Below are 25,225 nucleotides of genomic sequence, written 5' to 3'. Positions count from 1 at the left end.
TTGGATTTTGAAATTAACGACGAAGACGAAAATATATGACCTGTCACAGCGCAGCTACATCATGGGGATACTGAATGTGACCCCCGATTCGTTTTCCGACGGAGGGGAGTGGAACACGGTCGAAAAAGCCGTCGCCCACGCTATCGAAATGGTTGCGGATGGCGCCGATATCATCGACATCGGCGGGGAATCCACCCGCCCAGGCCACACCCAGATCTCTGATGAAGAGGAAATTGCCCGGGTGGTACCGATCATTGAAGCGCTCAAAAAGGCAGTCCATGTGCCGCTTTCAATCGACACCTACAAGTCGGCGGTTGCCCGCGCGGCTTGTGAAGCCGGCATCGATATCATAAACGATATCTGGGGCTGCAAGTACGATCCCGAAATCGCAGCGGTGGCGGCGGCATTTGATGTGCCGATCATTTTGATGCACAATCGGGAAAAACCGGATTATGCCTTTTTGATCGAAGATATGCTGGCTGACTTGGCGGAGAGCGTGCGGATTGCAGTGTCCGCAGGCGTCAAAAGGGAAAACATCATCCTGGATCCCGGCTGCGGATTCGGAAAAACCTATGAAGACAATCTGAATGTAGTCCATCATCTGAAACGCTTTACGGAGTTAGGGTACCCAGTGCTCTTGGGAACGTCCCGCAAACGATTCATCGGAACGGCTCTGGGGGATATCCCTTTCAAGGAGCGCGATCTGGGGACAGCCGCAACGACTGCTTTGGGCATCGTGAACGGCGCCCAGCTGTTCCGCGTGCACAATGTGAAGGCCAATGCGGAAATGGCACGGATGATGGATATCATGTTGAAAAAAGGAGAGAGCCCGATTGGATAAAATCTATTTGAATAATCTGCAATTCTATGCCTTTCATGGATTGAATGCAGAAGAAAAGGTGTTGGGACAACGCTTCAACGTTGATGTTGTGCTGCACACCGATACAAAAAAAGCCGGCTACAGCGACAAAATGGAGGATTCGATCCATTACGGACATGCCTACAAGGCCGTCAAAGCGGTAGTGGAGGGCGAAAACTTCAACCTGATCGAAGCTTTGGCGGAGCATATCGCCATCGCTTTGTTTGCGCGCTTCGACGGGCTACAGGCTTGCCAAGTGAAAGTGATCAAACCGGATCCGCCGATCGTCGGCCATTATGATTCCGTTGCGGTTGAAATCTACCGCGAAAGGGAAGGGAGCTAAGCGCATGCCTGTCGTGTACATCGCCTTAGGCACGAATCTGGAACCGCGCGGGGCCCATCTCGCAAAAGCTTTGGAGCTCTTCCGGTCCTTGCCGGATGTGGAAGTACAGCGCGTATCATCCATTTATGAGTCGAAACCGGTCGGCTACCTCGACCAACCGGATTTCCTGAACCTAGTATTCGAAGCGGAAACGGATCTGCTGCCATTGGATTTGCTGGACAGCTGCCAAAGCATCGAGCAGGAACTCGGAAGGGTGCGGACCATCCGCTTCGGTCCGCGCACCTTGGACGTCGACATCGTTTTGTACGGAGTGGAGAGTATCAAAGAAGAACGGCTCACCGTGCCGCATCCAAGGATGCAGGAGCGCGCCTTCGTGCTGTTGCCGCTGCAGGAACTGAATCCGGAGTATGTCGTTCCGGAATGGAACAAGACCGTCAATGCATTAGTGGCGGAATTGCCAGCGAATGATCTCGAAGAAATCTGGAAATACGCACCGGAATCCTGAATGTCTGAACGTATGTTGAAATTGAATATTTTCAGAGAAATGCGCTTGACGTTTTCATTTAAACAAGGTATACTATAAAAGTTGAGAAATTAAGCAGAGGCACCCGCTTCTCGCCTAAGTGGACAATTGCGTCCCTGGGCCAGATATGTACAAGTAACTTGCAGCAATGCGAGTATTGTCGGCGGGGTAGTATGACCCGCCGACTTTTTTCTGCGTTCTTTCTCTCAAATATCATGGAGGTGAACGACCATAGCAAAAGATATGATGGTTAACGACGGCATCCGTGCCCGCGAGCTACGCATTATCGGTAGTGACGGCGAGCAACTAGGAGTCAAATCGAAAAGTGATGCATTGCAGATTGCAGAAGCAGCAAATTTAGATTTAGTTTTGGTATCGCCAAATGCAAACCCGCCCGTTGCCCGTATTATGGATTACGGCAAGTTCCGTTTCGATCAACAAAAACGTGAACGTGAAGCCCGTAAAAACCAAAAAGTGGTAAGCCTTAAAGAAGTGCGCTTGAGTCCTTCCATCGACGAAAATGATTTTCAAACGAAAATGCGGAATGCTCGCAAATTCTTAGAAAAAGGTGACAAAGTGAAAGCATCCATCCGATTCAAAGGACGTGCGATCACCCACAAAGAAATCGGACAAAGGGTCCTTGATCGCCTTGCATCTGAGCTTACTGACGTTTCGACGATTGAATCTCATCCTAAAATGGACGGAAGAAGCATGTTCTTGATGTTGGCGCCCAAAGCCGATAAATAAATTTGTAACTTAATTTAGGAGGAAAGACAAATGCCAAAACAAAAAACTCACCGTGGTTCAGCTAAACGTTTCAAAAGAACTGGTAACGGCGGACTAAAACGTTGGAGCGCTTTTACAAGCCATAGATTCCACGGAAAAACGAAGAAACAAAGACGTCAATTGCGTCAAGCTTCAATGGTTAGCGCATCTGATATGAAACGCATCAGCCAACAATTATCACAAATGAAATAATTCTAAACAACAATACAAGATAGAACTTTGGTTCTAATAAGGAGGAAATCACTATGCCACGTGTAAAAGGTGGGACAGTAACCCGTAAACGCCGCAAAAAGATTATTAAATTATCTAAAGGTTATTACGGTTCAAAACATACATTATTCAAAACAGCTAAAGAACAAGTAATGAAATCTTATACTTATGCTTACAGAGACCGTCGTCAAAAGAAACGTGACTTCCGTAGATTATGGGTCACTCGTATCAACGCGGCTGCTCGCATCAACGGCATGAGCTACAGCACTTTGATCCACGGATTGAAACTTGCTGGTATCGAAATGAACCGCAAAATGTTGGCTGACTTGGCTGTTACAGACGCTGCAGCTTTCACTGCAGTAGCTGAGCAAGCTAAAGCTGCATTAGCTAAATAATTTTTGAATCGTTGCCTCTCCGGTCTTTGACTGGGAGTGCGGCGATTTTTTATTTTTCTTAGAGTAAATGCTATACTTATATTATGTCAGTAAATCAATGGGGGTATCATTTTGGAAGAGAAAGAATTACAGATGCTGATCGATATGACGGACGCTAGAGGCGTTCCGGGTAATGAAGGCGAGGTCCGCGAAGTCTTCAGGCGCTATGCCGAACCTTTTGCCGAAAGCTTTTCGCAGGACGGATTGGGCGGCCTTTTTGCCAAACATACAGGCACGGAAGAGGGGCCGACCATTTTGTTGGCGGGGCACTTGGATGAAGTGGGGTTCATGGTCACGAGCATAACCGAGAAGGGCTTCATCAAATTCCAAACTTTGGGAGGCTGGTGGAATCAGGTCATGCTTGCCCAGCAAGTGGAGATCACCACCTCGAAAGGCGAGCGCTGCCACGGGGTCATCGGCTGCAAACCGCCGCATGTCCTGACGCCGGAAGCACGCAAAAAGCCTTACGAAATCAAAGATATGTTCATCGATATCGGTGCTTCTTCGAAAGAACAGGTGGCGGAATGGGGCATCAAGCCCGGCGATATGATTACGCCTTACATTTCCTTCAAACGCATGAACGATTCCAAATTCCTTTTGGCGAAGGCTTGGGATAACCGCATCGGACTGGCCGTTGCGCTCAAAGTGTTGGAAAATGTCGCCAAAACCGGGCACCCGAATGTGATTTTCAGCGGCGGGAATGTCCAGGAGGAAGTAGGTCTGCGCGGCGCGAAGACGGCCACGCATATGATCCGTCCGGACATCGCGTTCGCCTTGGACACAGGCACAGCCGGGGATACCCCGGGAATGACGCCTCAAGAAGCGGATTCCGAATTAGGAAAAGGGCCGCAATTATTGATTTATGATGCGTCGATGATCCCGCATCGTGGCTTGCGCGACTTCATCGTCGGCGTTGCCGAAGAATGCGAAATTCCATTCCAGTACACAGTCATTACGGGCGGCGGCACGGATGCAGGCGCCCAGCATCAGAGTTTGGATGGCATTCCCTCCTTTGCAATCACGGTGCCGGTGCGTTATCTGCATTCGCACACGTCCATGATCCATGAAGATGACTATCTGAATGCAGTCAAATTGGTCACGGAATTAGTCAAACGCCTGGATGCCGATACGGTCAAACAGATCCGCGAAAACGTATAAAAACAAGAGCAGCATGAATATCTGTCGAAAAGTATCCACATATTTTCGTTGATGGATAGAGTAAGATATAGATAATGATAAAGTGGGGATCAAGAAAGCGAGAGGAGGGGATGGAAGGATGGAGAAGATGAAAAGACGTATCGCGATCATCGGCGGCGGTCTGAGAGGTTTGACGGCCGCTTATGAGATCGATAAAGCCATCCGGGAACAAAACCTCCCGTTTGAATATGTCGTTCTGGAGGATCGATCCTCTGTCGGCGGCATGATCCACACGATTGATATGGACGGGTATGCGATTGATGTTGGAGCATCGGCTTTCGATTCGAGACGGACGGATATTTCCGGTTTTCTGCAGGAGTTGGGCTTAGAAAATGAAAAACAATTCAGCTCTGGAGGCAAACTGGTGCTGTTCGATGGAAATGCGGTCATTGATGACGTTATGCCAACCTACCACGGCATGCCGCTTTTTCTAAACGATATTTGGCAGGCCAATGGACTGACCCTGGATGCAAAGCTACGGGCATTCATGAACAGCGTTTTTCTGTCCAAAAGCCTGCATGAAAACCCAGAGTATTCAACCGACAACTTTTTGGAATTCCGTTTGGGACGGGAAGTGGTCGATTATATGGCTGAGCCCTACTATCCGGATAACGTCTATGGCTCCATGGAACTCATGCCGATAAAATTATTCGATGAAAATCTGGTGACCATCTACGGGAAGGCGCATATCGGCAAGCACAAAAAAGATCAGCTGATGCGCTATGCCGATGGGTCCGGCCAGGAGTATAGCTTCAAGGAAGGCTTGGCGACTTTAACCAAACGTCTGGCCCAACATACGGAAGGCCATCTGTACCTGAATCAGAAAGTGAAGTCGTTGAACACTGTGTCAGAAGAACTGCTATTGCTTGAATTGAACGGACGTGAATCCATGCGGGCAGGGTGTGTTGTCGTCACAACAAACCCCCAGGAATCCCTTGGGTTTTTGGAGGGGTTCTCCAACGAGATTGCTTTCCCGAAAGCCCAAAGCACAAGTGTCGGCACCGTTTTCTTCAAAATAAATAAAAAGGCAGTCAAAAACCTTCCTGAAGGGCAGGGATTTGTGATTCCGCGGAGGAGTTCCTTCCATAGCACCAAGCTTGTCGTTTTGAACAACAAATGGCCGCGGTTTGAACAAGCGGACTATTATTACGTGCTTGTGGAATTCGGCAGACGCCTGGAAGAAACATTGATAGAATTAGCCGATGATCTTGTGATGGATATCATCAAAAATGAAGTGAAGGAAATTTTGGCTTTGAGCGAGGACCCTTTGCAGTCCAATTTTTATCGCTGGGAAAAGGCTGTGCCCCATTTCAGTCTGCAGCAACGGCAAGAGATGCTGGCTGCAGGCTATCCAGCCCGTCAAGAGTATGCAAAAAAAGGCATTTTTGTCGGGGGGAACGGGATCACCGGTTATGGCATGGAAAATGCCGTTATCGAGGGGAAACGCTTGGCTGATGAGGCGATCCGTTACATGAAAAAAATGGAAAATAATGACAGTCCGAATGCGTAATGGGACAGTCCGCCTATCTGTGTGTTTGCAGATAATGGCGGACTGTTTTTAATTTCATATAGTGTTTGTTTTTGTTTGGTGCTATAATGAATCCAATGATATCGAACTGTTATTATTTATTGTTAAAACTGTTTCTTTTCGTTGCCGTGAAAGAGTTTACCGTTGAGGATGGCTTGAGGCATGATATAATCTGGATAGGATTCTTTGCTTATCAGATATTGGATTGGAGGACGTTTAATGGAATTGACTATTTTGGGCTGCATGGGCGGCTACCCCACAAAAGATGTCGGTACGACAGCTTATTTGCTGACATCCGATGATTTCAGACTATTGATCGACGTAGGCAGCAATGCTTTGTTGTCGCTGGAGCATCATCTGGACCCGTTGGATTTGGATGCGGTCATCCTGACGCACTATCACGCGGACCATATTGCGGACTTGGGTGTCCTGCAATATACTTTTCAGCTGAAAGAGCCTGCAGCAGGCAAGTCAAAAAGAATACTGCCGATCTATGGTCATACTGAATCGGAATTCTTCCGCTTGTTGGAGATGACGGGAGTGAGTGAAGGGATTGCCTATGCGCCAGAGGAAACGTTGGAATTGGGGCCATTCCGGATCCAATTTTTAAAAACCATCCATCCGGTTCCGTGCTATGCATTGCGGATCGAAGAGATCGCCACAGGGAAAGTCTTTGTATTCGGTGCGGATTCAGCCTATTTGGCGGCATTTGTGCCTTTTGTGAAGGCGGCTGACCTGTTCTTGGCTGATGCGAACTTGTTCAATGGCAATGAGCGTCACCATGCGCATATGACTGCAGGCGAAGTCGGAGCGATAGCTGAAGAAGCGGCAGTCAAACAGCTGATCCTGACGCATTTGCCTCAAAAAGGCGAGCTATCGGTGCTGCTGGATCAAGCGAAAGAGACTGCACCGTCCGTGTCCGTCACGCTTGCCGAAAAGGACCGGATCATCACAATCTGATCGCGTCCATCAACCAGAACGAAGCGAAACAGTACGAAAAAACAAATCGAATGAAGAATGGGAGAGGAATAACTTATGTATTTTGTGGATAATCAAGGACAGTTGGATCCCAGCGTAAACATTGCCTTGGAGACATTTTTATTGAAGGAAAAAATCTTGGACGAGCCAATCCTATTGTTCTATATCAATGAGCCGTCGATCATCATCGGCCGCAATCAGAATACGATCGAAGAAATCAATGCGGATTATGTCGAAGCGAATAAGATACACATCGTCCGCCGCATGTCCGGTGGCGGCGCAGTGTACCACGATCTGGGGAACTTCTCTTTCTGCTTCATCACGAAGGATGACGGTGATTCATTCCGCGATTTCGGAAAATTCACAAAGCCGGTCATTTCCTTTTTGCACAGCGTAGGCGTCAAAGAAGCTGAATTAAAAGGCAGAAACGATTTGGTAATCGGAGAGAAAAAATTCTCGGGGAATGCCATGTATGCGACAAACGGAAGAATGACCGCCCATGGGACGATCCTATTCGACTCTGATCTGGATGCCGTAACCGGCGCATTGAAACCACGCAAAGAGAAAATCGAATCGAAAGGCATCAAGTCGATCCGCAGCCGCGTGACCAACATCAAACCTTTTATTGATGAGGCTTATCAAAACCTGACTACGGAAGAATTCCGAGATTTGATGTTGTTGTCGATTTTTGATGTCGAAACGCGTGAAGAAGTAAAAGAGTACCATTTGACCGAGGAAGATTGGAAACGCGTATATGAAATCCGCGAGGAGTACTTCGGCAACTGGGATTGGAATTACGGTAAATCACCTAAATTCGAGATCCAAAAACATCATCGTTTTCCGATCGGGTCCATTGAAGTCCGCATGAACGTGGAGGATGGCCATATCCAACAGCTGAAGGTTTTTGGAGATTTCTTTGGACTGGGAGAAATCAAAGATGTTGAGGATGCTTTTATCGGCGTCAAATATGCCAAAGAGGATATCCTGGCTAAATTGAATGAACTTGACATCAAAAAATATTTTGGCAATGTGACAGCGGAAGAATTGCTTGAAGAATTGTACTGATAAAGAAAGAGAAGCCCCGCAATTAGCGGAGCTTCTCTTTTACATATTTAGGGCTAAACCAACTCGTTCAGCTTTTATAGTCTATCTGTGGAGGCCGATTGCTGTTTCCATGCGTTTCAGGGTTTCGGAGGCAATTGCATTCGCTTGTTTTGCGCCTGCATCCAAAATGTCATCCAATTCTTTGGAACTCAATAATTCGTAATAGCGATTCTGCATCGGTTCCAATTCAGCGATGATGGCATCGGCTAATTTTTCTTTGAAATTGCCGTAGCCCGAGCCGGCGAATTCGTTGACCAAGTCATCGATTGAGCGATCGGTAAAGGCTGAGAAGATCGTCAATAAGTTCGAGATGCCAGGCTTGTTTTCTTTATCGTATTCAATGATGCCGCTTGAGTCGGTGACAGCACTCTTGATTTTTTTGCGGATTACTTTTGGCTCATCCAGCAAGGAAATGTATCCTTTTGTGTTCTTGTCGGATTTGCTCATTTTGCTGGTGGGATCCTGGATGCTCATGATCCGTCCGCCGTCTTCGGGAATCATCGGTTCCGGCATGGAGAGGATTTTTTTGCCTTTTCCATACTTGTTGTTGAAACGCTGCACAAAATCCCTTGTCAATTCCATGTGCTGCTTCTGATCTTCGCCTACAGGGACGAAATCCGTATTGTAGAGGACGATATCCGCTACCATCAAAGGTGGGTAGGTCAGCAATCCGGCCGAAACCGTCTCTTGTTTGGATGATTTATCTTTGAATTGGGTCATTCGCTCCAATTCGCCCAGGTAAGTGTTGCATTGGACAATCCAAGCAGCTTGAGCATGGGCAGGGACTTCCGATTGGATGAAGATTGTCGATTTGTTAGGATCGATTCCCAGCGCTAAATAAAGAGCCGCTAAACCACGTGTCCGTTCGGTCAAAGTGGCTGGATCTTGTGGAACAGTTATCGCATGCTGATTTACGATGCAGTAGGTACAGTCATACTCTTCTTGACGCTGCACGAATTGTTTCATCGCTCCGATATAGTTCCCGATTGTCGGGATACCGCTGGGCTGAACGCCGGAAAATATTTTCTTTTTCATAGAAAGCCTCCTAGTTTAAGTACGTCACTTTTCATTATAACGCAAATCGGGTTTGTATTCACGATTTAATTCTGGTGCACAAAGTCGGATGATTGCGGAGGCAATGGAAGCGTTTTTAAAATTTAGACTGAATTCGGAAAAAAATAATTATCAAACGATATTTATTATAAATTGTAAAATTTCGGAATTGAGATACGTTAGGCGAAAACGCCGTTAAATAAGGTTTTCACAAACTATTTACTGACTATTAAAAAGTGAGAATGTGTCGTAAATGTGACAGAAGTTTGTAGAACCCTAAAAAAAAGGATAGCTATTGTGCGTGGCTTGGTTTATAATAATAGTTGTAAGTGGTTCACAAATAAAACTTACGAATAAAGGAGAGATCAGAGATGGTAACATTATATACTTCCCCAAGTTGTACCTCATGTCGTAAGGCACGTGCATGGCTAGAAGACAATAACATCCCTTATACTGAAAGGAATATATTCTCCGAACCTTTGACAGAAATTGAAATCAAAAGCATCCTGAAAATGACTGAAGAAGGCACTGAGGAAATTATTTCAACTCGATCCAAAGCATTCCAAGAACTGAACATCGACTTAGACGAATTACCTTTAAATACATTATTCACTTTGATCGAGGATAATCCCGGCCTATTGCGTCGTCCAATCATTCTGGACGAGAAACGTTTGCAAGTGGGATACAACGAAGACGAAATCCGTCGTTTCTTGCCGAGGGAAGTCCGCGCGTTGGAATTACAAAAAGCGCAAAGATTGGCAAACTTCTAGTCAAAAGCAATTAAACAGCATATGGCAGACAAGTGCACCGGACAAACGGCTGTACTTGTCTTTTTTGACCACTAAACTTTAGCATTTTGACAGGAAAGCAACGCTCAGATGAGAAAACAAATGAGAAGTTGAAAGATTTTGTGCTTTTGTCTTTACATTTTTGCGATTTGATTTACAATGGGTATAAGAAAAATAGGGAAAGAAAAGTGGGGTGAAGCATGATGGAAATGGAAAACATCAACGAAAACACAATTCGCGTTTTGATTGAGAATTCTGATTTAGAGGAAAGAGGCATCACTTTTCTGGATTTATTAGGAAATCAAAAGCAAATCGAGAGCTTTTTTTACAGCATCCTCGAGGAAGTCGATGTTGATAATCAATTTCATGAATCAGATGCAATTACTTTCCAAGTGCTGCCTAATGGGAATGGGTTAGAGTTGTTCATCAGTAAAGGGATGAATAATGAAGACGACTTCGACATGGCGAATGGCTCCAATCAATTGGAGCATGTAGTGGATTACATCAAAAAACAGACAAAGAGTTTCAACGCACGCGATAAAACGGATGCTGAATCTGAAGAAGATGATATGGCACCTTTGGAAGTCGTATTTAAATTCCAGAGTTTTGATGACTTCTTGGAGCTGGCGAAACGGATGTTTTTGGAGAGTGGCGTATCTTCACTTTACTATTATGATAATCAATATTATTTGACGGTTGTCTACTTCATAGATGAGATGACGGAAACGAATATCGACAATGAAATTTTGAAGGCCTTGGAGTTTGCGGAGGAATCTGATATAGCTGTTGAGATATTGGGCGAATACGGTAAGTTGGTCATCCAAGACAACGCATTGGAATCAGCCAGACACTACTTTAAATAATTAATCTGATCCGACCCCGAAAAGGGTCGGATTTTTTCTTGTCCATTCGCGGATATTATGGGAAAGAGACAGAAAGGGCGGTTGCTTATGCTGATCGCTAGAAATGCTAATGGGGAATTGGTTCAGGCTTACCAAGCCTCAAAAGAAAAAGACAAGAATGGTGAAGAATATTATTGCCCGGCCTGCAAGGGAAAGTTGGTGCTGAAAAAAGGAAACATCATGATCGCTCATTTTGCCCACCACCAACATTCGGATTGCGCCGTTTTTTCGGAAGGCGAAACGCTTCCCCACCTGAAAGGGAAGCAGTTGCTTTTTGAGAAGTTCAAGAGTGAAGGCTTTGAAGTCATGTTGGAGTGTTGGCTGCCGGAATTGCAGCAGCGTCCGGATCTCCTGCTTGTTCTTGCGGATGGAAAGAAAATCGCCGTGGAGTACCAATGCAGTCCGATTTCTCCTGCCGATTTGTTGGCGCGGACACAGGGATACCAACGATTCGGCTACGAAGTATGGTGGATTTGCGGGATGAACTATCAACCGGGTGGCATGAAAATGACGCAGTCCATCTATCAATTCTTGAAGCATTCCGTCGCACTTGGAAGTTGGATCGGTATTCTGGATACCCAGACGGAAGAAATGGCCATCCATCACCACCTCAAGTTGGGCAGTGATGACCGGTTTCATTTTGTGAAGACGGCGATTCCGGTGGATGACCTTAAAGTTGCTACTTTAGAAAGTCTTTACAGAAAAGGTTGCTTACCCGGTTGCGACGATTTGCTGCCGCCTTCTGCCGGGAGAACCGTTGACCGCAAACATATGCAGGCGAAGGATATCAATCTGTTGCGGTACCGCACCGACCCGGAGCACCGGAAATTTCTGTTGGCGGTCTATCTCGATCGGAAGGACCTTTATCATTTGCCGGCATTCCTGTTCGAATTGCCTTGCCGAACATTAGGCATCCGCACACCGGCCTACATCTGGCGGTACTATCTTATCCGGGATTTTAGCGATCCGGAAACGGCAAAGCCGCTCACAAAAAAGCAGCTGCTTGGTTGGCTGTCAAAATCCATAAGCATGAACTTGATCCGGATAAGGACGTCGAAGGAAGTTGATGAGGCGAATCTATGGGAACCGTTGCTCCAATTCATGATGCGTCTGGTCGAGGATGGGCATGCCGCAGCTATCGGTAGGGAAGAATGGGTCCTGCTTTCCGCGCCTTTGGAAGGAAAATCGGATATTCATCATTCTTGCTTGGGTTAGAACCTGTATATTCTTGCCAGTATCCTTTCGGTCCCAAGGTATGATAAAATTATACTATTGAGAAATTAGAGGGGGAAACCGCATGACAAACACACAAAAACGACTGAAGAGAGCGGATGTCCCGGAGACTTCCACATGGGATTTGACAGCGATCTTTGCGACAGATGAAGCTTTCGAGAAAGCGTTGGACGAATTAGCGGGTGCAGTGCCGTTCGTGAAGGCCTTGCAAGGATCCATCGGCTCAAGCAGTCAATCTTTGCTGAAAGGGATTGAAGAAGTCCTCAAGATCAACCAGAAATTGGAACGGGTCTATGTTTACTCCCATCTGAAGAATGATCAGGATACCGCAGATAACCTTTACCAAAATCTGCACGACAAAGCCATATCGATCTTGACGAGCGTCAGTGAAGCGACTTCTTGGTTCGAACCGGAAATATTGGAGATTCCGGAGGACGAGCTGGAGAAATACTTGGCAGAAAACGAGCAGTTACAGCCGTATGCGCATCTGTTGGATAGCCTAACCTCTGCTCGTGAGCATGTCCTGTCCGCCAGAGAAGAAGAGCTGTTGGCGGGGGCTGGGGAAATTTTTGCTGCGCCAAGCAAAACTTTCTCGGTTCTCAATAACGCAGACATCACCTTCCCGACAGTCAAGAACGAGGAGGGCCAAGATGTCCAACTGACTCACGGTTTGTATGGGCAGTTGATGGAAAGTCCGGATCGGGAAGTGCGCGAAGGGGCCTTCAAGGCGCTCTACCAAACGTATGAGGGGCTGAAAAATACGTTTGCGACCACTTTGTCCACGAACGTGAAGGCGCACAATTACAAAGCCAAAGTGCATAAATATGAATCCGCCCGTGCAGCGGCGTTGGCAAACAATCACATTCCGGAAGCGGTTTATGATACGTTGCTCCAGGTAGTCAATGAGCACCTGCCTTTGTTGCATCGCTATGTGGACTTGCGCAAGGAGTTGTTGGGTGTCGAAGAGTTGCATATGTACGATATGTATACGCCGTTGACAGGGGAAGCGCCGATCAAATACAGCATCGAGGCTGCGACGGAAGAAACCTTGAAAGGACTTCAGCCACTGGGAGAAGATTATCTGGCTATCCTCCAGGAAGCATTCGGCAACCGCTGGATCGACTGGCTTGAGAATGAAGGCAAACGCAGCGGAGCTTATTCTTCCGGCGCCTATGACACGAATCCGTATATCCTGATGAATTGGCAAGATTCATTGAATCAACTGTATACCTTGGTCCATGAATTGGGTCATAGTGTGCACAGCTATCTGACGAGAAAGAATCAGCCTTATGTGTACGGAGATTATTCGATCTTTCTGGCCGAAATCGCTTCGACGACGAACGAAAACATTCTGACTGATTACTTGCTGAAGACACAGACCGATCCCAAAGTCCGCATCTATATTTTGAATCATTACCTGGATGGCTTTAAGGGGACGATCTTCCGTCAAACCCAATTTGCTGAATTTGAGCACTACATCCATCAGCAAGCCTTGGCAGGTGTTCCGTTGACGCAAGATTTCATGACTTCCTATTATGCAGAACTGAATGCCAAATATTATGGTCCGACCGTCGAAAAGGACCCTGAGATCGGCATCGAATGGACCCGCATCCCGCATTTCTACTATAATTATTACGTTTACCAATACGCTACTGGCTTTTCGGCTGCAACGGCATTGGCAAAACGCATCGTGGAGGGTGAAGAGGGCGCGCTGGAGAAGTACCTTTCCTATCTGAAAGCAGGAAACAGCGACTATCCGATTGAAGTGATGAAAAAAGCAGGCGTGGATATGACCCAGTCCGCTTACATCGAGGATGCTATGAAAGTGTTCGAGGAACGTCTGAATGAACTGGAACAATTGATCGCAGCACAACAAGCTTAATCAAAAAAAGCACCTTTAATAAATGAGCACGTTATAAAAAAAGCTTCGTGATCCTCAATGGACCACGAAGCTTTTTAGCATCAGTGTGTGATGCGTAGGTAGTTTTTTCCGATTGTCGTAATATTCGTTTTTTTCATGTTGGCACTCTTCCGTTCGCATGCAACCGAGCAATCTTTGATCACTTCATGAAGTACCTCGGCAGTGATGTTGTCCTCCAACAAAAGGCCGTACTGATAATTCAGATTATCAAAGATGACAAGCGACGGATTCGTTTTGATGTTCATCTCTTGTGCGATATGCTGATCTGCTTCATAGCTGCTTTTTACGAAAGGCGATTCTTTGTCCTCAAAGAACATGTCGACATCCAGTTTGGCTTTGGCTGCCACTTCCGCCAGTAATTCATTTGAGTAGACGGTTTTGCCGTCCGCAAGTGATTTCTGCAGATGGAGCAAAAAGTTGCGGCCGCGTTTTTTGCCTTGCATCAAAGCAGCCTTGTATGCCAATGAGGCATCATAGATTGAACTGTATATTTGGTTGCGTAAGGTTAAGTCTTTTTCCGGTAAATTTAATCGCTTCATATACTGAGTGACGGTATTGAAATTATGGAACGTTATGAAACGGAAGTGGACTTTAGGTCCATCCAATGAACTCATGAATTTCAGGACTTCTTGTTCCGTACGGTAGCATTTGTAGCCGATCGGGTTCACAAATAGATAAAGCTCAAAAATTTGTTGAGGAGAAGAGATAGAATCAGTTGTATTCTGTTTTGACCTATACATTTTATCCCTCCCTCTTTCCTATTTTGCTTACTTTAAGTTTACCAAAAAAAAACCTAAACAAGTAGCAATAAGGCTTCTCGAAGAGCTGCCTTATGAAGATTGGCCATAGCTCTTCCTTGCGACCTTCATTTTTCTTGTTCAGTATCACTTGTTTTATTGTCAAGGTGTATTTTACGAGACAATTAACTATTTTGCAACTAAATCGACTGATTTTTTTATCTTGTATGGTTCAGAATCCGATTTAAACAGAAGGATTTCACGTTTTTGTCTGCTTTCTCGCAAGGAAAGAAGCAAAAAGACCCATTCTCCGCTTGGATTTCCGGAGAATGGGTCTGACTGTAAAGGAGTGGTTGGTCACCGATTATTGATGTGTCGTCGAATTGGGATAGGCCAGCATGCGTTCAATTTTCTGTTTCGCTTTACGGACCTTGATGTCGTGAATTTTCAGGAAACTTTGGAACGCGAGAGCCCCTTCTTCCAAAGACTCGGACTCGAATTCCAATTCGTAGTCCATTTGATCTTGGTAGAAGCTCTTATCCAAGAAGTAGGTCCCTTTGTCCCCGGGAAATTCATAGCGGATGGTTGAGAGCTGCCCGATGATCACAAGATCTTCTATAGCTATGCCTAACTCCTTCAGTTTATCGGCCACATTTCCCGACGCTTTCATCTTGTGGGAGTCGACCAAAGCTTTTGCTTCTTCAAGAGGCAGATCGTCGTTTGTTTCCAATTTTTCATTTTCCTGAATCGGCGTTTTTAAAGTGATTTCACTTTTATCTTCATACATGCGGATGCGCAGTCCGCTGTTCAGGCCCTTGAGTTTATAATCAGGTGTATCGAAATAGACGTTTGTTTGTTTGACAGGATCTGTTTCATCAAGGTTGAAGGCAGCAAGCAACGCTTCGTATTCTTCTTTATTCAATAGGTTTTTGAATTCTTTTTCAATATTTTGGCTCATCGTCATTACTTCCTTTCGGTTATGAGGTTCGTTTTGGTCGGGATTGCTGATCAGAAATTCGAACCTTCGTTACAGTCCGTTCACCAACGTATAGACCAGCAGGCGATGCGAAATCTTATTCTTATTGTAGCATAAGTTATGTGGAGTTGATTATTTAGAGACGCTGGTGCACCTAGAGTACCGTATATATTTGAATGAAAAATGAATTCGGTCCTTTTCGACAAGAATTGTATAGAATCATAAATAATTGTGATAAAATAAAGTAGCATATACTATATGATAGGGTGTCGTTCTATGGAAAATAAGGAAGTTGAAAACTGGGATTCATTTTTAGCGCCGTACGAACAAGCGGTGGAGGAATTAAAAGTTAAGCTGAAGGGAATCCGTAAGCAATACCGCGATGAGAATGCGCACGCGCCCATTGAATTCATCACTGGCCGCGTCAAGACGAAGGAAAGCATATTGGAAAAGGCTGAAGTCCGGGACATTGACCTGACCAGGCTGGAACAAGACGTGCAGGATATTGCCGGCCTGCGGATCATGTGCCAATTTGTAGAGGACATACACGAAGTTGTGCGCCTTTTGCGGGCAAGAAAAGACTTTAAGATCATCATAGAACGGGATTATGTTACACATAAAAAAGAGAGCGGCTATCGCTCATACCATATGGTGATCGAATATCCGGTCCAACGCATTTTCGAAGAGAAGAAAATACTTGTCGAAATTCAGATCAGGACACTGGCCATGAATTTTTGGGCAACAATCGAACATTCGTTGAACTACAAATATCGGGGCGAATATCCGGAAGAACTGCATGACCGCCTGATACGCGCGGCAGAAGCAGCCTTCCGACTTGACGAAGAGATGTCGGAAATACGCGAAGAAATCAAGGATGCACAGCGCTATTTTTCCGATAAAAAAGAATAAAGATGACAAGGTTGATCGAGAGGAGTTCAAATATGAAAATTGCACTGGTCCATAACCAGACGCCAGAGACTTTATCGGTCGCGGCGAAATTCAAAGAGATGTGCCTCTCTGAAAAAATCGAAATTGTCACGGATTATCCGGATCTCGTGGTGTCGATCGGGGGCGACGGCACCTTGCTGTCAGCTTTCCATAAGTACGAAGACCAATTGAGCCAAGTGCGTTTTGTGGGGATCCATACCGGGCACCTGGGCTTTTATACAGATTGGCGAACCTATGAACTGCCGGAGCTTATCGAAAGCCTTAAGCATGATAAAGGGGAAAGCGTCAGCTATCCTTTGCTCGATGTCCGCGTCAAGTATGCGGACGAGGAGGAAGAAACCCGCTACATCGCTTTGAATGAAGCGAGTCTGAAGAAAATGGATGGGACGATGGTTTGCGATATCTACGTGAAGGATGAGCTGTTCGAGACATTCCGGGGCGATGGCCTTTGTGTTTCCACGCCTACAGGTTCGACAGGTTTCAGCAAATCGCTTGGCGGAGCCGTTATCCATCCCCGAACGGAAGCTATCCAGCTGACGGAAATGGCATCAGTGAATAACCGCATCTATCGAACACTGAGCTCGCCCATGATCATCGCGAAAGACGAATGGATCGTCATCTATCCGCACAAGGAAGATCGCTTGATTTTGTCTGTAGATCATTTGACATTCAAGAAAAGAAGCATCGAGCGACTGGTTTATCGGATTGCCCAGGAGCGTGTGCATTTTGCGCGCTATCGTCACACGCATTTCTGGGATCGGGTCGAAGATGCATTCATCGGCGTAAAGAAAAACGACAGGAACGAACGGACAAAGGAGCGGTGAATATGGCGATTAAAAAGTGGCTGCTGAAGACGCGTTTGAAGGAACAGCACATCGAAACTCTGAAGGAACTCTACCCGGATTACGAGATGGTCACCGATGACGCGGAAACAGAAGCGTTCAGTGCAGTCGAGTGGACTGTCGGCTGGAATGACAAATTGACCAACCTGTTGGAGGAAGGGCAGTTGCCTTCATTGAGATGGGTCCAAGCGATTTCGGCGGGCGTGAACAGTCTTCCGTTGGCAACCTTTGAAAGAAAGGGAATCTATTTGACGAATGCGAGCGGCATCCACAGCGAACCGATAGCTGAATACGTAATCGGTGTGCTGCTTTCGCATATGCGCGGATTGCGGACTGCGATCCTGAATCAGCCGCAACGGAAATGGGAACAGATCACGGAGCTCCAGGAGCTGAAAGGCAAGACGATGATGATCGTAGGGGCAGGCCACATCGGTAATCGCCTGGGAGAATTGGCTAAAGCCTTCGGCATGAAGGTCATCGCTGTCAATCGCAGCGGCAAGGAGCTATCCGGTTTGGATGTGACGGTCAAAATGGATAACATCGGTACGGTCATCGACTTTGCGGATGTTGTCGTGGACATCCTACCCCAAACGGATGAAACCTACCGCGTTTTTGATGATGCCCTTTTCTCGCGCATGAAAAAAGGCGTTCTCTTTGTGAATGTGGGACGAGGCGCCACAGTGGACACCGATAGCCTGATCAAGGCATTGGACAATGGGACAGTGGCTTATGCGGCTTTGGATGTGTTCGATGAGGAACCATTGCCTGCCGCCAGCCCTTTGTGGAATCATGAAAAGGTACTGGTTACACCGCATTTTTCGGGGGTAGTTGAGCATTTTCGGGACAATTTGTTTGAGGTCGTTTCAGAAAATGCAGTGAGTTTCAAAAAAGACGGCAAACCAAGCCGCAACCTGATCGATTTTGAAAAAAAGTATTAACGAATAAAGCAGGGCTGCGCCAGCGAGTCAGATGGTGCAGCCTTTTTTGTGGGCAATTTTTTTTTGCGCGATGACGGGGCATGAGTTGTGGAATGCCCTCATTTTGGTTAGAATAGGAATGTATGTTGCCGAGCGAAAGCCTGAAGGTTTCAAGATCATTGGGTTTGTTGGGTAACCTGGTCCAAGTTTAAAATAGCTTGGAACAAACTAAGGCGGCGGGCCCGCACACAGAGATTCGGTATAGAGTAGGGGTAGTGTAAAGTGATTTTTAGCTGGATATATGAAAAAGAAGAGACGACACTGATGAAGACTTTTTTACGTTCCAAGGGCGTATCAAAAAGTCTGTTGGCCACCATCAAATTCGATGGAGGCTGTATCTGGCTGAACGGCAAGGAAAGAACGGTATTGGCGACCTTGGAAAAAGGCGATAAAGTGATGATTCGCATACCGGACGAAGGGGAACATGAAACGACTGTCGGGGTGGACATGCCATTGGACATTTTGTTTGAGGACGAGCACTTTTTGGTTGTGAACAAACCATTTGGCGCTGCCTCCATCCCATCGAAGGTGCACCCGCGTCTTTCCATGGCGAATCGCGTGAAAGGCTACTATCAACAGCACGGCTATGTGGACCAAGTCATCCATATTGTCACGCGTCTGGATCGTGATACGACCGGGGTCATGCTTTTTGCAAGGCATGGATACGCGCATGCTCTGATGGATACGCTGTTGCGCAACAAGGAAGTCGACAAAACGTACCGGGCGGTCTTATCCGAGCCAGTGCTGACGGAAACGCATGGATTTATTGATGCCCCCATCGGCAGGACAGAGGATTCGATCATAACGCGAATGGTCCGGGAAGACGGGAAACAAGCGCTGACGGAATACTGGTTGGATAAGTCCTATCCGGATGGACAGACTGTGAAAATCAAGTTGCATACGGGCAGGACCCATCAAATTCGGGTGCATTTCACCTCAATCGGTGCGCCTTTGCTTGGGGATGACCTTTATGGTGGGAAAGCTGACCCAGACATGTTACGCCAAGCTCTGCATTGCGAGTCATTGGCATTTGTGCATCCAATCAGTGGAGAACCTTTGAAGATTGAAGCGCCATTGCCGGATGATTTCATCAAGTGGGAAAGCAGACAGAGGGACAAGGAGGCTGATATCTGTGTTGGAACCACAATATGAATTTGAACTAGACGAAGCGTTGGTGAAAATCCGCGAATCGCTCCAGGGCGAGGATATCGAAAGATTCCGTTCCGATTTTTTGGACTATCACCTCTATGATCAGGCCCAAATTTATCTGGCGTTGTCCCCTGAAGAGCGCATAACGGTGTACAATTATCTCTCCGCGAATGAAATGGCAGACATGTTCGAAATCATCGAAGAAGATGTAGAGTCGATCGAAGAGTATCTTTTGGAGATGAACAATCAATACGCCGCCGATATGTTGGCAAACATGTATGCCGATAATGCGGTGGATATGCTGAAGCAACTGAAGGATGAACGGATTTGGCTTTATCTGCGCTTGATGCCTACAGAGGCGGCGAAAGAGATCCGTGCCTTATTGAGTTATGAGGATGAGACTGCCGGGGCCATCATGACGCCGGAATTCGTCTCTATCGTAGCCAACCAGACGGTCCGATCCGCGATGGCTATCCTTAAAAGCAAAGCGCCTGATGCGGAAACGATCTACTATATCTACGTCGTCAATGTGGATAATGTGCTGGTCGGGGTCATTTCCTTGAGGGATCTGATCGTGAATGATGAAGATATGATGATCAGCGATATCATGAGTGAGCGGATCGTATCGGTGAATGTAAAAGAAGGGCAAGAAGATGTTGCCCATAAAATCAGGGACTATGACTTCCTGGCTGTGCCGGTAGTCGACGAAAACAATGTATTGCTGGGGATCATCACCGTCGATGACATCATCGACGTCATCGATGAGGAAGCCGTCAGTGACTTCTCCGGTTTGGCCGGGGTCGACGTTGAGGAGCAATCAGAAAACCCATTTGTGGCTGCATCCAAGCGGTTGCCGTGGTTGATTACGCTATTATTCTTGGGTATGGGTACGTCCACTTTGATCAGCCAATATGAGGGTTTGATTTCGGATGCATCGATCCTTTCCGTGTTTGTCACCTTGATCACCGGAACATCCGGTAATGCGGGGACACAATCGCTTGCCGTTGCAGTCCGCAAAATCGGCATGCAGGATGATGAGGAGAAAAATTTGTTCCGTACTATTTTATCCGAGTTGGCGACCGGTCTGATCTCCGGGTTGGTTACTGGTGTCACGATTGCGCTTGTCATCGGTGTTTGGAAACAGAACTTCATTTTGGGTGGGATCATCGGCATTTCCATGTTGGTTGCCATCACGGTGGCGAATCTGGCCGGTAGCTTGATTCCGGTATTGATGGATCGCCTTGGCTTTGATCCTGCCGTCGCAAGCGGACCGTTCATCTCGACATTCAGCGATTTGACTTCCGTCTTGATCTATTTCAACATCGCGAAACATTTTATCAGCACACTCATGTAGGTGCAAAAAAACAGGCAATGGACAAGCAGCCGCTTCGGCTGTGTCCATTGCCTGTTTTTTTTTGGCTCAGTGCTATAGTATTTTATCCATGTCGTGGTGCTGGATGCCGGCTTCTTCGTATTCTTCGCCGCAGATGGTGTAGCCGACTTTTTCGTAAAAACCGATGGCGTGGTTCTGGGCTCCGAGAAACAGGTGCTTGCCGCCGAGTTCGCGGACGTGCCTTTCGATTTCCTGCATCAGGATGCTGCCGTATTTCTTATCTCGTACGGCTTTGCGGATGGCGACGCGCTGCACCTTGTATTTGCCGTTTGCCATCGGATAAATGCGGGCGGTAGCAACAGGAACGGATTCTTCATATCCGACGAGGTGCAAGGTTTTGTCTTCCAAATCGTCGATTTCTATGGAGACCGACACTTGCTGCTCCTCCACGAATACTTCTTTGCGGATGTTCAAGGCATCCCTGTAGGTTTTGGAGTTTAAGTTTTGTGTCCATTCAAAATGCAACAATACGTATTCCTCACTTTCGAAATTTGTTGGGCTCGTTGGAACCTCTTTTCTTATTTTACCTGAATCGACATTTTTTGTCTGAATTAATTGCTTTTGCCTCATTTTGTTGGGTTCTTTTGCTATACTTATATAATCAGCAAGAGGAGTGAAGAAGATGCAAAATATAATGGAAACGATTCAAAATTTGACAAACATCCCGTCGCCGACAGGTTATACGGCGGAAATCATCGATTTTTTGGATGAAAACCTGAAACAGAAGGGGTACCAACCTGAAAGAAATCATAAGGGCAGCCTGATGGTGACGGTTAAAGGCGCCGAAGACCAAAGCCGACGCTTCGTGACGGCGCATATCGATACGCTGGGGGCAATGGTGCGCGCAATCAAACCGGATGGAAGACTGAAAATCGACCTGATCGGCGGATTTACTTATCATTCGATCGATGGGGAATATTGTATGGTCCATAGTGCAGCCACAGGAAAAGATTGGACGGGAACGATATTGCTGCACCAAACGAGCGTCCATGTTTATAAGGATGCGCGCACAGCTGAACGAAACCAGGACAATATGGAAATCCGGCTGGATGCAGAAGTGCACAACGCCAAAGATGTTTCTGCGCTTGGCATCGGCGTAGGGGATTTCATCAGTTTTGCGCCTCGGACAGAAATTACCCCGTCCGGTTACATCAAATCAAGGCATCTGGACGATAAAGCCAGCGCGGCTATCCTGCTGCAGTTCCTGCACCGCATCGCGGACGGAAAATTGACGCTGCCTTACACGACTTGTTTCTTCTTTTCGAACAATGAGGAAATCGGCTACGGGGGCAACTCGAATATGCCGCCGCACACAGTGGAATATTTGGCCGTCGATATGGGCGCGATGGGCGACGACCAGCAGACTGACGAGTATACCGTGTCCATCTGCGTGAAGGATGGATCGGGTCCTTATCACTTCGGACTTCGGCAGCAGTTGGTCGGATTATGCGAATCGCAGGAGATTCCTTATAAGCTGGATATCTATCCGTTTTACGGCAGTGATGCTTCCGCAGCCATGAAAGCGGGTTGGGACGTCCGCCACGCTTTGATTGGACCGGGAATCGATGCAAGCCATGCTTATGAGCGCACCCATCGGAAGTCCTTGGAAGCCTGCTCCAAACTGTTGGAAGCGTACCTGTCCGCTCCGATGATCGGCAAACTGCCTGGGAAACAAGGGGATATTGAATGGAACAATTAAGGAAAACGAATCTGCTTTACTGGAGTGTTTGGCTTTTGGTGATGGCGTGCCTGATATGGGTGTCCACCAAAATCGACTTTATTTTTTATCCGATCGGCACCTTCATCTCGACGATCTTCACGCCAGTGCTTGTGGCTGGGTTTCTGTATTATATTTTCACTCCGTTCATCGAAATGCTCGAGAACAGGCTGAACATCAAACGACCGTTAGGCATCCTCATCGTCATGGTCCTGCTGATCGGCATCGTCATTTTCTCTTTTCTGGGGCTCATTCCGAATCTCGTAAGCCAAATCGGAGAACTGTTGACGAATTTGCCTAACGTAGTCCGTTCCTTGAATAAACTCTATCAACAAGTGATTGAACAGGAATGGGTTCAGCGACTGGATATCCCGACCCAATTGTCTCAGTTGAGCGGAAATGTCCAAAGCAGCATCAGCGCCTTCCTGAACGGCTTGACGGGCAGCATCGGTTCCCTGCTCTCGGCCGTAGCTAACATCGCGTTGCTTGTCGTCATCATTCCGTTGATTTTTTTCTACATGCTGAAGGATGGGCATAAGTTTCCTGAAGCGGTCGCTCAATTGCTGCCGCATGAATATTCTTCGGACGTGCTTGCTTTGTTCAAGGAAATCAACAAAACAATCGCCAAATACATCAGCGGGCAGGCGCTTGTATGTCTGTTCGTCGGGACATTCACCTTTATCGGGTATCTGCTGATCGGACTTCCGTACGCCTTCCTGCTTGGAGTCACGGCAGCCATCACGAACATCATTCCATACCTGGGGCCATACATCGGCTTGATTCCGGCAGCTATAATCGGGTTGACAGTCTCCCCGACAAAAGCGCTGTTGGTCTGTGTCGTCGTGTTGGTGGTACAGCAAGTGGAATCGAACATCATTTCACCGAACGTCTTGGGGAAAACCTTGGATATGCATCCGCTGACGATTCTGTTTCTGCTGTTGGCTGTAGGCAAAATATCCGGCGTTCTGGGAATGATATTGGCGATTCCCACGTATGCAGTCGTGAAAACCATTGTCCAATATGTCCACCGTTACGTCAAAAACAGAAAGAAAAAAGTGTTATATAAAGAATAATAAAAATTAATGTGGATTCCAAGGGTTATTGATTGCTTTTTACCTTTGGAATCCTTTATTATGTAAAAAGTGTTAAGGGCATAACGAATCAATTTGTGCAGTTTTTATTATGAATTATGAGAACGGCGGCAATTGGTTTGTGCAAAATATATTAATACGGAAATTTTAGGAGGAAGTACAATGAAAGTAATCGTAGTGGGATGTACACATGCCGGAACGTCAGCAGTGAAGACAATTTTGAAGGAGAATCCAAGTACTGAATTAACAGTATATGAAAGAAACGACAACGTTTCATTCTTGTCATGCGGGATTGCGCTTTACGTCGGCGGTGTCGTGAAAGATCCACAAGGATTATTCTACTCTAACCCTGAGGAGCTTGCTTCGCTAGGCGCAAACGTAAACATGCAACATGATGTAACAAACATTGATACAGCTGCTAAAACTGTTTCTGTGAAAAACTTAGTTACCGGCGAAGAATTTCAAGACACATATGACAAGTTAGTTTTAACGATCGGCTCATGGCCAATCATCCCGCCAATCGAAGGCATCCAAAGCAAAAATGTTTTGCTTTGCAAAAACTATAACCAAGCAAAAGAAATCATCGCACGCAAAGACGATAAAAAGAAAATCGTCGTTGTCGGCGGCGGCTACATCGGTATCGAGTTAGTTGAAGCTTTTGCTAACGACGGTAAAGAAGTGACATTGGTCGATGGTTTGGATCGCATTTTGAATAAATATTTGGATTCCGAATTTACGGACATCCTTGAAGATGACTTGCGCGCACATGGCGTAAAAGTACAATTGAATGAAATGGTTAAAGGCTTCAAAGAGAACGAAGCTGGAGACATCACTACAGTCGTTACAACAGGCGGAGAGTACGAAGCTGAAATGGTCATCTTATGCGTAGGCTTCCGACCGAATACGGACCTTGTCAAAGGCCAAGTGGATATGATGAAGAACGGTGCGATCATCGTGAATGATTACATGCAAACAAGCTTGCCTGACGTTTACGCAGCAGGCGACAGCTGTGCGGTAAACTACAATCCGAACGGCGGACATGCATATATTCCATTGGCAACAAACGCTGTGCGTATGGGATTGTTGGTCGGTAAAAACATCAACGGACCTAAAATGAAATACCGTGGAACCCAATCCACTTCAGGATTGTACCTGAATGGCTTCACTATCGGTTCTACCGGTGTAAACGATGCAAGTGCTGAAGCTTTCGGACTTGAAACACGCTCCGTAGTTCTGGAAGATTTCTACCGTCCGGAATTCATGCCATCAAATGAAAAAGTGTTGATGAAACTTGTCTACGAAGTAGGTACGAACCGCATCGTCGGCGGACAGCTGATGTCCAAGTATGACATCACACAATCAGCCAATACATTATCATTGGCTATCCAAAACAAAATGACGATCGAAGATTTGGCTCTTGTCGACTTCTTCTTCCAACCTCATTTTGACCGTCCTTGGAACTACTTGAACTTGTTGGCTCAAAAAGCTTTGGAACAAGAAGCAGAATTAGCTGCTAAATAATTCAATTCCATCTTT

General features: G+C 46.4%; 26 protein-coding genes. 22 read left to right on the top strand and 4 right to left on the bottom strand.

What is annotated here, in order from left to right; translation table 11 throughout:
* Positions 1-7 precede the first annotated feature (7 nt).
* From folP to PH235_RS03125, 10 genes are all read left to right on the top strand, one after another.
* Positions 8-841 (top strand): dihydropteroate synthase, encoded by an 834-nt coding sequence (gene folP / locus PH235_RS03170; RefSeq protein WP_272160986.1) that lies wholly within the window; start codon positions 8-10, stop codon positions 839-841.
* The gene (gene folB, locus PH235_RS03165; RefSeq protein ID WP_068559928.1) at positions 834-1,202 is read left to right on the top strand and encodes a dihydroneopterin aldolase; all 369 of its coding nucleotides are present in this window, start codon (positions 834-836) and stop codon (positions 1,200-1,202) included. Before folP ends, folB begins: the two co-directional genes overlap by 8 nt.
* A gap of 4 nt (positions 1,203-1,206) precedes the next feature.
* The gene (folK, locus tag PH235_RS03160) at positions 1,207-1,707 is read left to right on the top strand and encodes a 2-amino-4-hydroxy-6-hydroxymethyldihydropteridine diphosphokinase (protein WP_272160985.1); all 501 of its coding nucleotides are present in this window, start codon (positions 1,207-1,209) and stop codon (positions 1,705-1,707) included.
* 261 nt (positions 1,708-1,968) lie between these two features.
* Positions 1,969-2,472: a translation initiation factor IF-3 gene (gene infC / locus PH235_RS03155; protein ID WP_086628383.1), complete on the top strand. Its 504-nt coding sequence runs from the start codon at positions 1,969-1,971 to the stop codon at positions 2,470-2,472.
* Between the two features lie 30 nt (positions 2,473-2,502).
* Positions 2,503-2,703 (top strand): 50S ribosomal protein L35, encoded by a 201-nt coding sequence (gene rpmI, locus PH235_RS03150; protein WP_086628382.1) that lies wholly within the window; start codon positions 2,503-2,505, stop codon positions 2,701-2,703.
* 53 nt (positions 2,704-2,756) lie between these two features.
* Positions 2,757-3,116: a 50S ribosomal protein L20 gene (gene rplT / locus PH235_RS03145; RefSeq protein ID WP_086628381.1), complete on the top strand. Its 360-nt coding sequence runs from the start codon at positions 2,757-2,759 to the stop codon at positions 3,114-3,116.
* 111 nt (positions 3,117-3,227) lie between these two features.
* Complete coding sequence (locus tag PH235_RS03140; protein WP_272160984.1) at positions 3,228-4,313, top strand: M42 family metallopeptidase; 1,086 nt, start codon at positions 3,228-3,230, stop codon at positions 4,311-4,313.
* Between the two features lie 118 nt (positions 4,314-4,431).
* A complete protein-coding gene (gene hemG / locus PH235_RS03135) occupies positions 4,432-5,862 on the top strand; it encodes a protoporphyrinogen oxidase (RefSeq protein WP_272160983.1) in 1,431 nt (476 codons plus the stop codon).
* 237 nt (positions 5,863-6,099) lie between these two features.
* On the top strand, positions 6,100-6,840 hold the full coding sequence (locus PH235_RS03130) for an MBL fold metallo-hydrolase (protein WP_272160982.1): 741 nt from the start codon (positions 6,100-6,102) through the stop codon (positions 6,838-6,840).
* A 75-nt stretch (positions 6,841-6,915) separates the two neighbouring features.
* Entirely contained in the window at positions 6,916-7,923 is a 1,008-nt protein-coding gene (locus PH235_RS03125; protein WP_272160981.1) for a lipoate--protein ligase, read from the top strand.
* Between the two features lie 81 nt (positions 7,924-8,004).
* On the opposite strand, the gene trpS is transcribed toward PH235_RS03125, so the two are convergent.
* Complete coding sequence (gene trpS / locus PH235_RS03120; protein WP_272160980.1) at positions 8,005-8,997, bottom strand: tryptophan--tRNA ligase; 993 nt, start codon at positions 8,995-8,997, stop codon at positions 8,005-8,007.
* 389 nt (positions 8,998-9,386) lie between these two features.
* On the opposite strand from trpS, the gene spxA reads away from it, so the two are divergent.
* The 4 genes from spxA to pepF all read left to right on the top strand — a co-directional run bounded on the left by spxA (position 9,387) and on the right by pepF (position 13,820).
* On the top strand, positions 9,387-9,785 hold the full coding sequence (gene spxA, locus PH235_RS03115; protein ID WP_086985466.1) for a transcriptional regulator SpxA: 399 nt from the start codon (positions 9,387-9,389) through the stop codon (positions 9,783-9,785).
* Between the two features lie 218 nt (positions 9,786-10,003).
* The gene (locus PH235_RS03110; protein ID WP_234402605.1) at positions 10,004-10,666 is read left to right on the top strand and encodes an adaptor protein MecA; all 663 of its coding nucleotides are present in this window, start codon (positions 10,004-10,006) and stop codon (positions 10,664-10,666) included.
* Positions 10,667-10,753: 87 nt separating this feature from the next.
* Entirely contained in the window at positions 10,754-11,920 is a 1,167-nt protein-coding gene (locus PH235_RS03105) for a competence protein CoiA (protein ID WP_272160979.1), read from the top strand.
* A gap of 82 nt (positions 11,921-12,002) precedes the next feature.
* The gene (gene pepF / locus PH235_RS03100; protein WP_272160978.1) at positions 12,003-13,820 is read left to right on the top strand and encodes an oligoendopeptidase F; all 1,818 of its coding nucleotides are present in this window, start codon (positions 12,003-12,005) and stop codon (positions 13,818-13,820) included.
* Positions 13,821-13,900: 80 nt separating this feature from the next.
* On the opposite strand, the gene PH235_RS03095 is transcribed toward pepF, so the two are convergent.
* Together PH235_RS03095 and PH235_RS03090 are read right to left on the bottom strand one after the other, a co-directional pair.
* Complete coding sequence (locus PH235_RS03095; RefSeq protein WP_272160977.1) at positions 13,901-14,599, bottom strand: DsbA family protein; 699 nt, start codon at positions 14,597-14,599, stop codon at positions 13,901-13,903.
* Between the two features lie 361 nt (positions 14,600-14,960).
* Positions 14,961-15,554, bottom strand: coding sequence for a CYTH domain-containing protein (locus PH235_RS03090; RefSeq protein WP_272160976.1), 594 nt, complete (start codon positions 15,552-15,554; stop codon positions 14,961-14,963).
* Between the two features lie 294 nt (positions 15,555-15,848).
* Between PH235_RS03090 and PH235_RS03085 the strand changes: the two genes are divergently transcribed.
* From PH235_RS03085 to mgtE, 5 genes are all read left to right on the top strand, one after another.
* Positions 15,849-16,481 (top strand): GTP pyrophosphokinase, encoded by a 633-nt coding sequence (locus PH235_RS03085; RefSeq protein ID WP_107995962.1) that lies wholly within the window; start codon positions 15,849-15,851, stop codon positions 16,479-16,481.
* A 32-nt stretch (positions 16,482-16,513) separates the two neighbouring features.
* On the top strand, positions 16,514-17,344 hold the full coding sequence (locus tag PH235_RS03080; protein ID WP_272160975.1) for an NAD kinase: 831 nt from the start codon (positions 16,514-16,516) through the stop codon (positions 17,342-17,344).
* 2 nt (positions 17,345-17,346) lie between these two features.
* Positions 17,347-18,300, top strand: coding sequence for an NAD(P)-dependent oxidoreductase (locus tag PH235_RS03075; protein WP_272160974.1), 954 nt, complete (start codon positions 17,347-17,349; stop codon positions 18,298-18,300).
* A 261-nt stretch (positions 18,301-18,561) separates the two neighbouring features.
* On the top strand, positions 18,562-19,491 hold the full coding sequence (locus PH235_RS03070; RefSeq protein ID WP_272160973.1) for an RluA family pseudouridine synthase: 930 nt from the start codon (positions 18,562-18,564) through the stop codon (positions 19,489-19,491).
* Positions 19,472-20,842 (top strand): magnesium transporter, encoded by a 1,371-nt coding sequence (gene mgtE / locus PH235_RS03065; protein WP_272160972.1) that lies wholly within the window; start codon positions 19,472-19,474, stop codon positions 20,840-20,842. The genes PH235_RS03070 and mgtE overlap by 20 nt, the downstream gene beginning before the upstream one ends.
* A gap of 72 nt (positions 20,843-20,914) precedes the next feature.
* Here the strand turns inward: mgtE and PH235_RS03060 are convergent, their stop codons facing one another.
* Positions 20,915-21,349, bottom strand: coding sequence for a GNAT family N-acetyltransferase (locus PH235_RS03060; RefSeq protein WP_272160971.1), 435 nt, complete (start codon positions 21,347-21,349; stop codon positions 20,915-20,917).
* A gap of 154 nt (positions 21,350-21,503) precedes the next feature.
* Between PH235_RS03060 and PH235_RS03055 the strand changes: the two genes are divergently transcribed.
* The 3 genes from PH235_RS03055 to PH235_RS03045 all read left to right on the top strand — a co-directional run bounded on the left by PH235_RS03055 (position 21,504) and on the right by PH235_RS03045 (position 25,210).
* On the top strand, positions 21,504-22,580 hold the full coding sequence (locus PH235_RS03055; protein ID WP_272160970.1) for a M42 family metallopeptidase: 1,077 nt from the start codon (positions 21,504-21,506) through the stop codon (positions 22,578-22,580).
* Positions 22,568-23,671 carry an AI-2E family transporter gene (locus tag PH235_RS03050; protein WP_272160969.1) on the top strand — a complete coding sequence of 368 codons (1,104 nt, stop codon included), beginning with the start codon at positions 22,568-22,570 and terminating at the stop codon, positions 23,669-23,671. Before PH235_RS03055 ends, PH235_RS03050 begins: the two co-directional genes overlap by 13 nt.
* 180 nt (positions 23,672-23,851) lie before the next feature.
* Positions 23,852-25,210 (top strand): FAD-dependent oxidoreductase, encoded by a 1,359-nt coding sequence (locus PH235_RS03045; protein WP_272160968.1) that lies wholly within the window; start codon positions 23,852-23,854, stop codon positions 25,208-25,210.
* Positions 25,211-25,225 lie beyond the last annotated feature (15 nt).

Source organism: Trichococcus sp. K1Tr, assembly GCF_028309625.1.
Classification (GTDB): Bacteria; Bacillota; Bacilli; order Lactobacillales; family Aerococcaceae; genus Trichococcus.
This window is presented reverse-complemented; position numbering and strand designations above follow the sequence as displayed.

What these genes read in the sequence shown, in the direction of transcription:
- folK (WP_272160985.1), top strand. Translation starts at nt 1,207, where the DNA reads ATGCCTGTCGTGTACATCGCCTTAGGCACGAATCTGGAACCGCGCGGG.
- infC (WP_086628383.1), top strand. Translation starts at nt 1,969, where the DNA reads ATGATGGTTAACGACGGCATCCGTGCCCGCGAGCTACGCATTATCGGT.
- rpmI (WP_086628382.1), top strand. Translation starts at nt 2,503, where the DNA reads ATGCCAAAACAAAAAACTCACCGTGGTTCAGCTAAACGTTTCAAAAGA.
- rplT (WP_086628381.1), top strand. Translation starts at nt 2,757, where the DNA reads ATGCCACGTGTAAAAGGTGGGACAGTAACCCGTAAACGCCGCAAAAAG.
- hemG (WP_272160983.1), top strand. Translation starts at nt 4,432, where the DNA reads ATGGAGAAGATGAAAAGACGTATCGCGATCATCGGCGGCGGTCTGAGA.
- PH235_RS03130 (WP_272160982.1), top strand. Translation starts at nt 6,100, where the DNA reads ATGGAATTGACTATTTTGGGCTGCATGGGCGGCTACCCCACAAAAGAT.
- PH235_RS03125 (WP_272160981.1), top strand. Translation starts at nt 6,916, where the DNA reads ATGTATTTTGTGGATAATCAAGGACAGTTGGATCCCAGCGTAAACATT.
- trpS (WP_272160980.1), bottom strand. Translation starts at nt 8,997, where the DNA reads ATGAAAAAGAAAATATTTTCCGGCGTTCAGCCCAGCGGTATCCCGACA.
- spxA (WP_086985466.1), top strand. Translation starts at nt 9,387, where the DNA reads ATGGTAACATTATATACTTCCCCAAGTTGTACCTCATGTCGTAAGGCA.
- PH235_RS03110 (WP_234402605.1), top strand. Translation starts at nt 10,004, where the DNA reads ATGATGGAAATGGAAAACATCAACGAAAACACAATTCGCGTTTTGATT.
- PH235_RS03105 (WP_272160979.1), top strand. Translation starts at nt 10,754, where the DNA reads ATGCTGATCGCTAGAAATGCTAATGGGGAATTGGTTCAGGCTTACCAA.
- pepF (WP_272160978.1), top strand. Translation starts at nt 12,003, where the DNA reads ATGACAAACACACAAAAACGACTGAAGAGAGCGGATGTCCCGGAGACT.
- PH235_RS03095 (WP_272160977.1), bottom strand. Translation starts at nt 14,599, where the DNA reads ATGTATAGGTCAAAACAGAATACAACTGATTCTATCTCTTCTCCTCAA.
- PH235_RS03090 (WP_272160976.1), bottom strand. Translation starts at nt 15,554, where the DNA reads ATGAGCCAAAATATTGAAAAAGAATTCAAAAACCTATTGAATAAAGAA.
- PH235_RS03085 (WP_107995962.1), top strand. Translation starts at nt 15,849, where the DNA reads ATGGAAAATAAGGAAGTTGAAAACTGGGATTCATTTTTAGCGCCGTAC.
- PH235_RS03080 (WP_272160975.1), top strand. Translation starts at nt 16,514, where the DNA reads ATGAAAATTGCACTGGTCCATAACCAGACGCCAGAGACTTTATCGGTC.
- PH235_RS03075 (WP_272160974.1), top strand. Translation starts at nt 17,347, where the DNA reads ATGGCGATTAAAAAGTGGCTGCTGAAGACGCGTTTGAAGGAACAGCAC.
- PH235_RS03055 (WP_272160970.1), top strand. Translation starts at nt 21,504, where the DNA reads ATGCAAAATATAATGGAAACGATTCAAAATTTGACAAACATCCCGTCG.
- PH235_RS03050 (WP_272160969.1), top strand. Translation starts at nt 22,568, where the DNA reads ATGGAACAATTAAGGAAAACGAATCTGCTTTACTGGAGTGTTTGGCTT.
- PH235_RS03045 (WP_272160968.1), top strand. Translation starts at nt 23,852, where the DNA reads ATGAAAGTAATCGTAGTGGGATGTACACATGCCGGAACGTCAGCAGTG.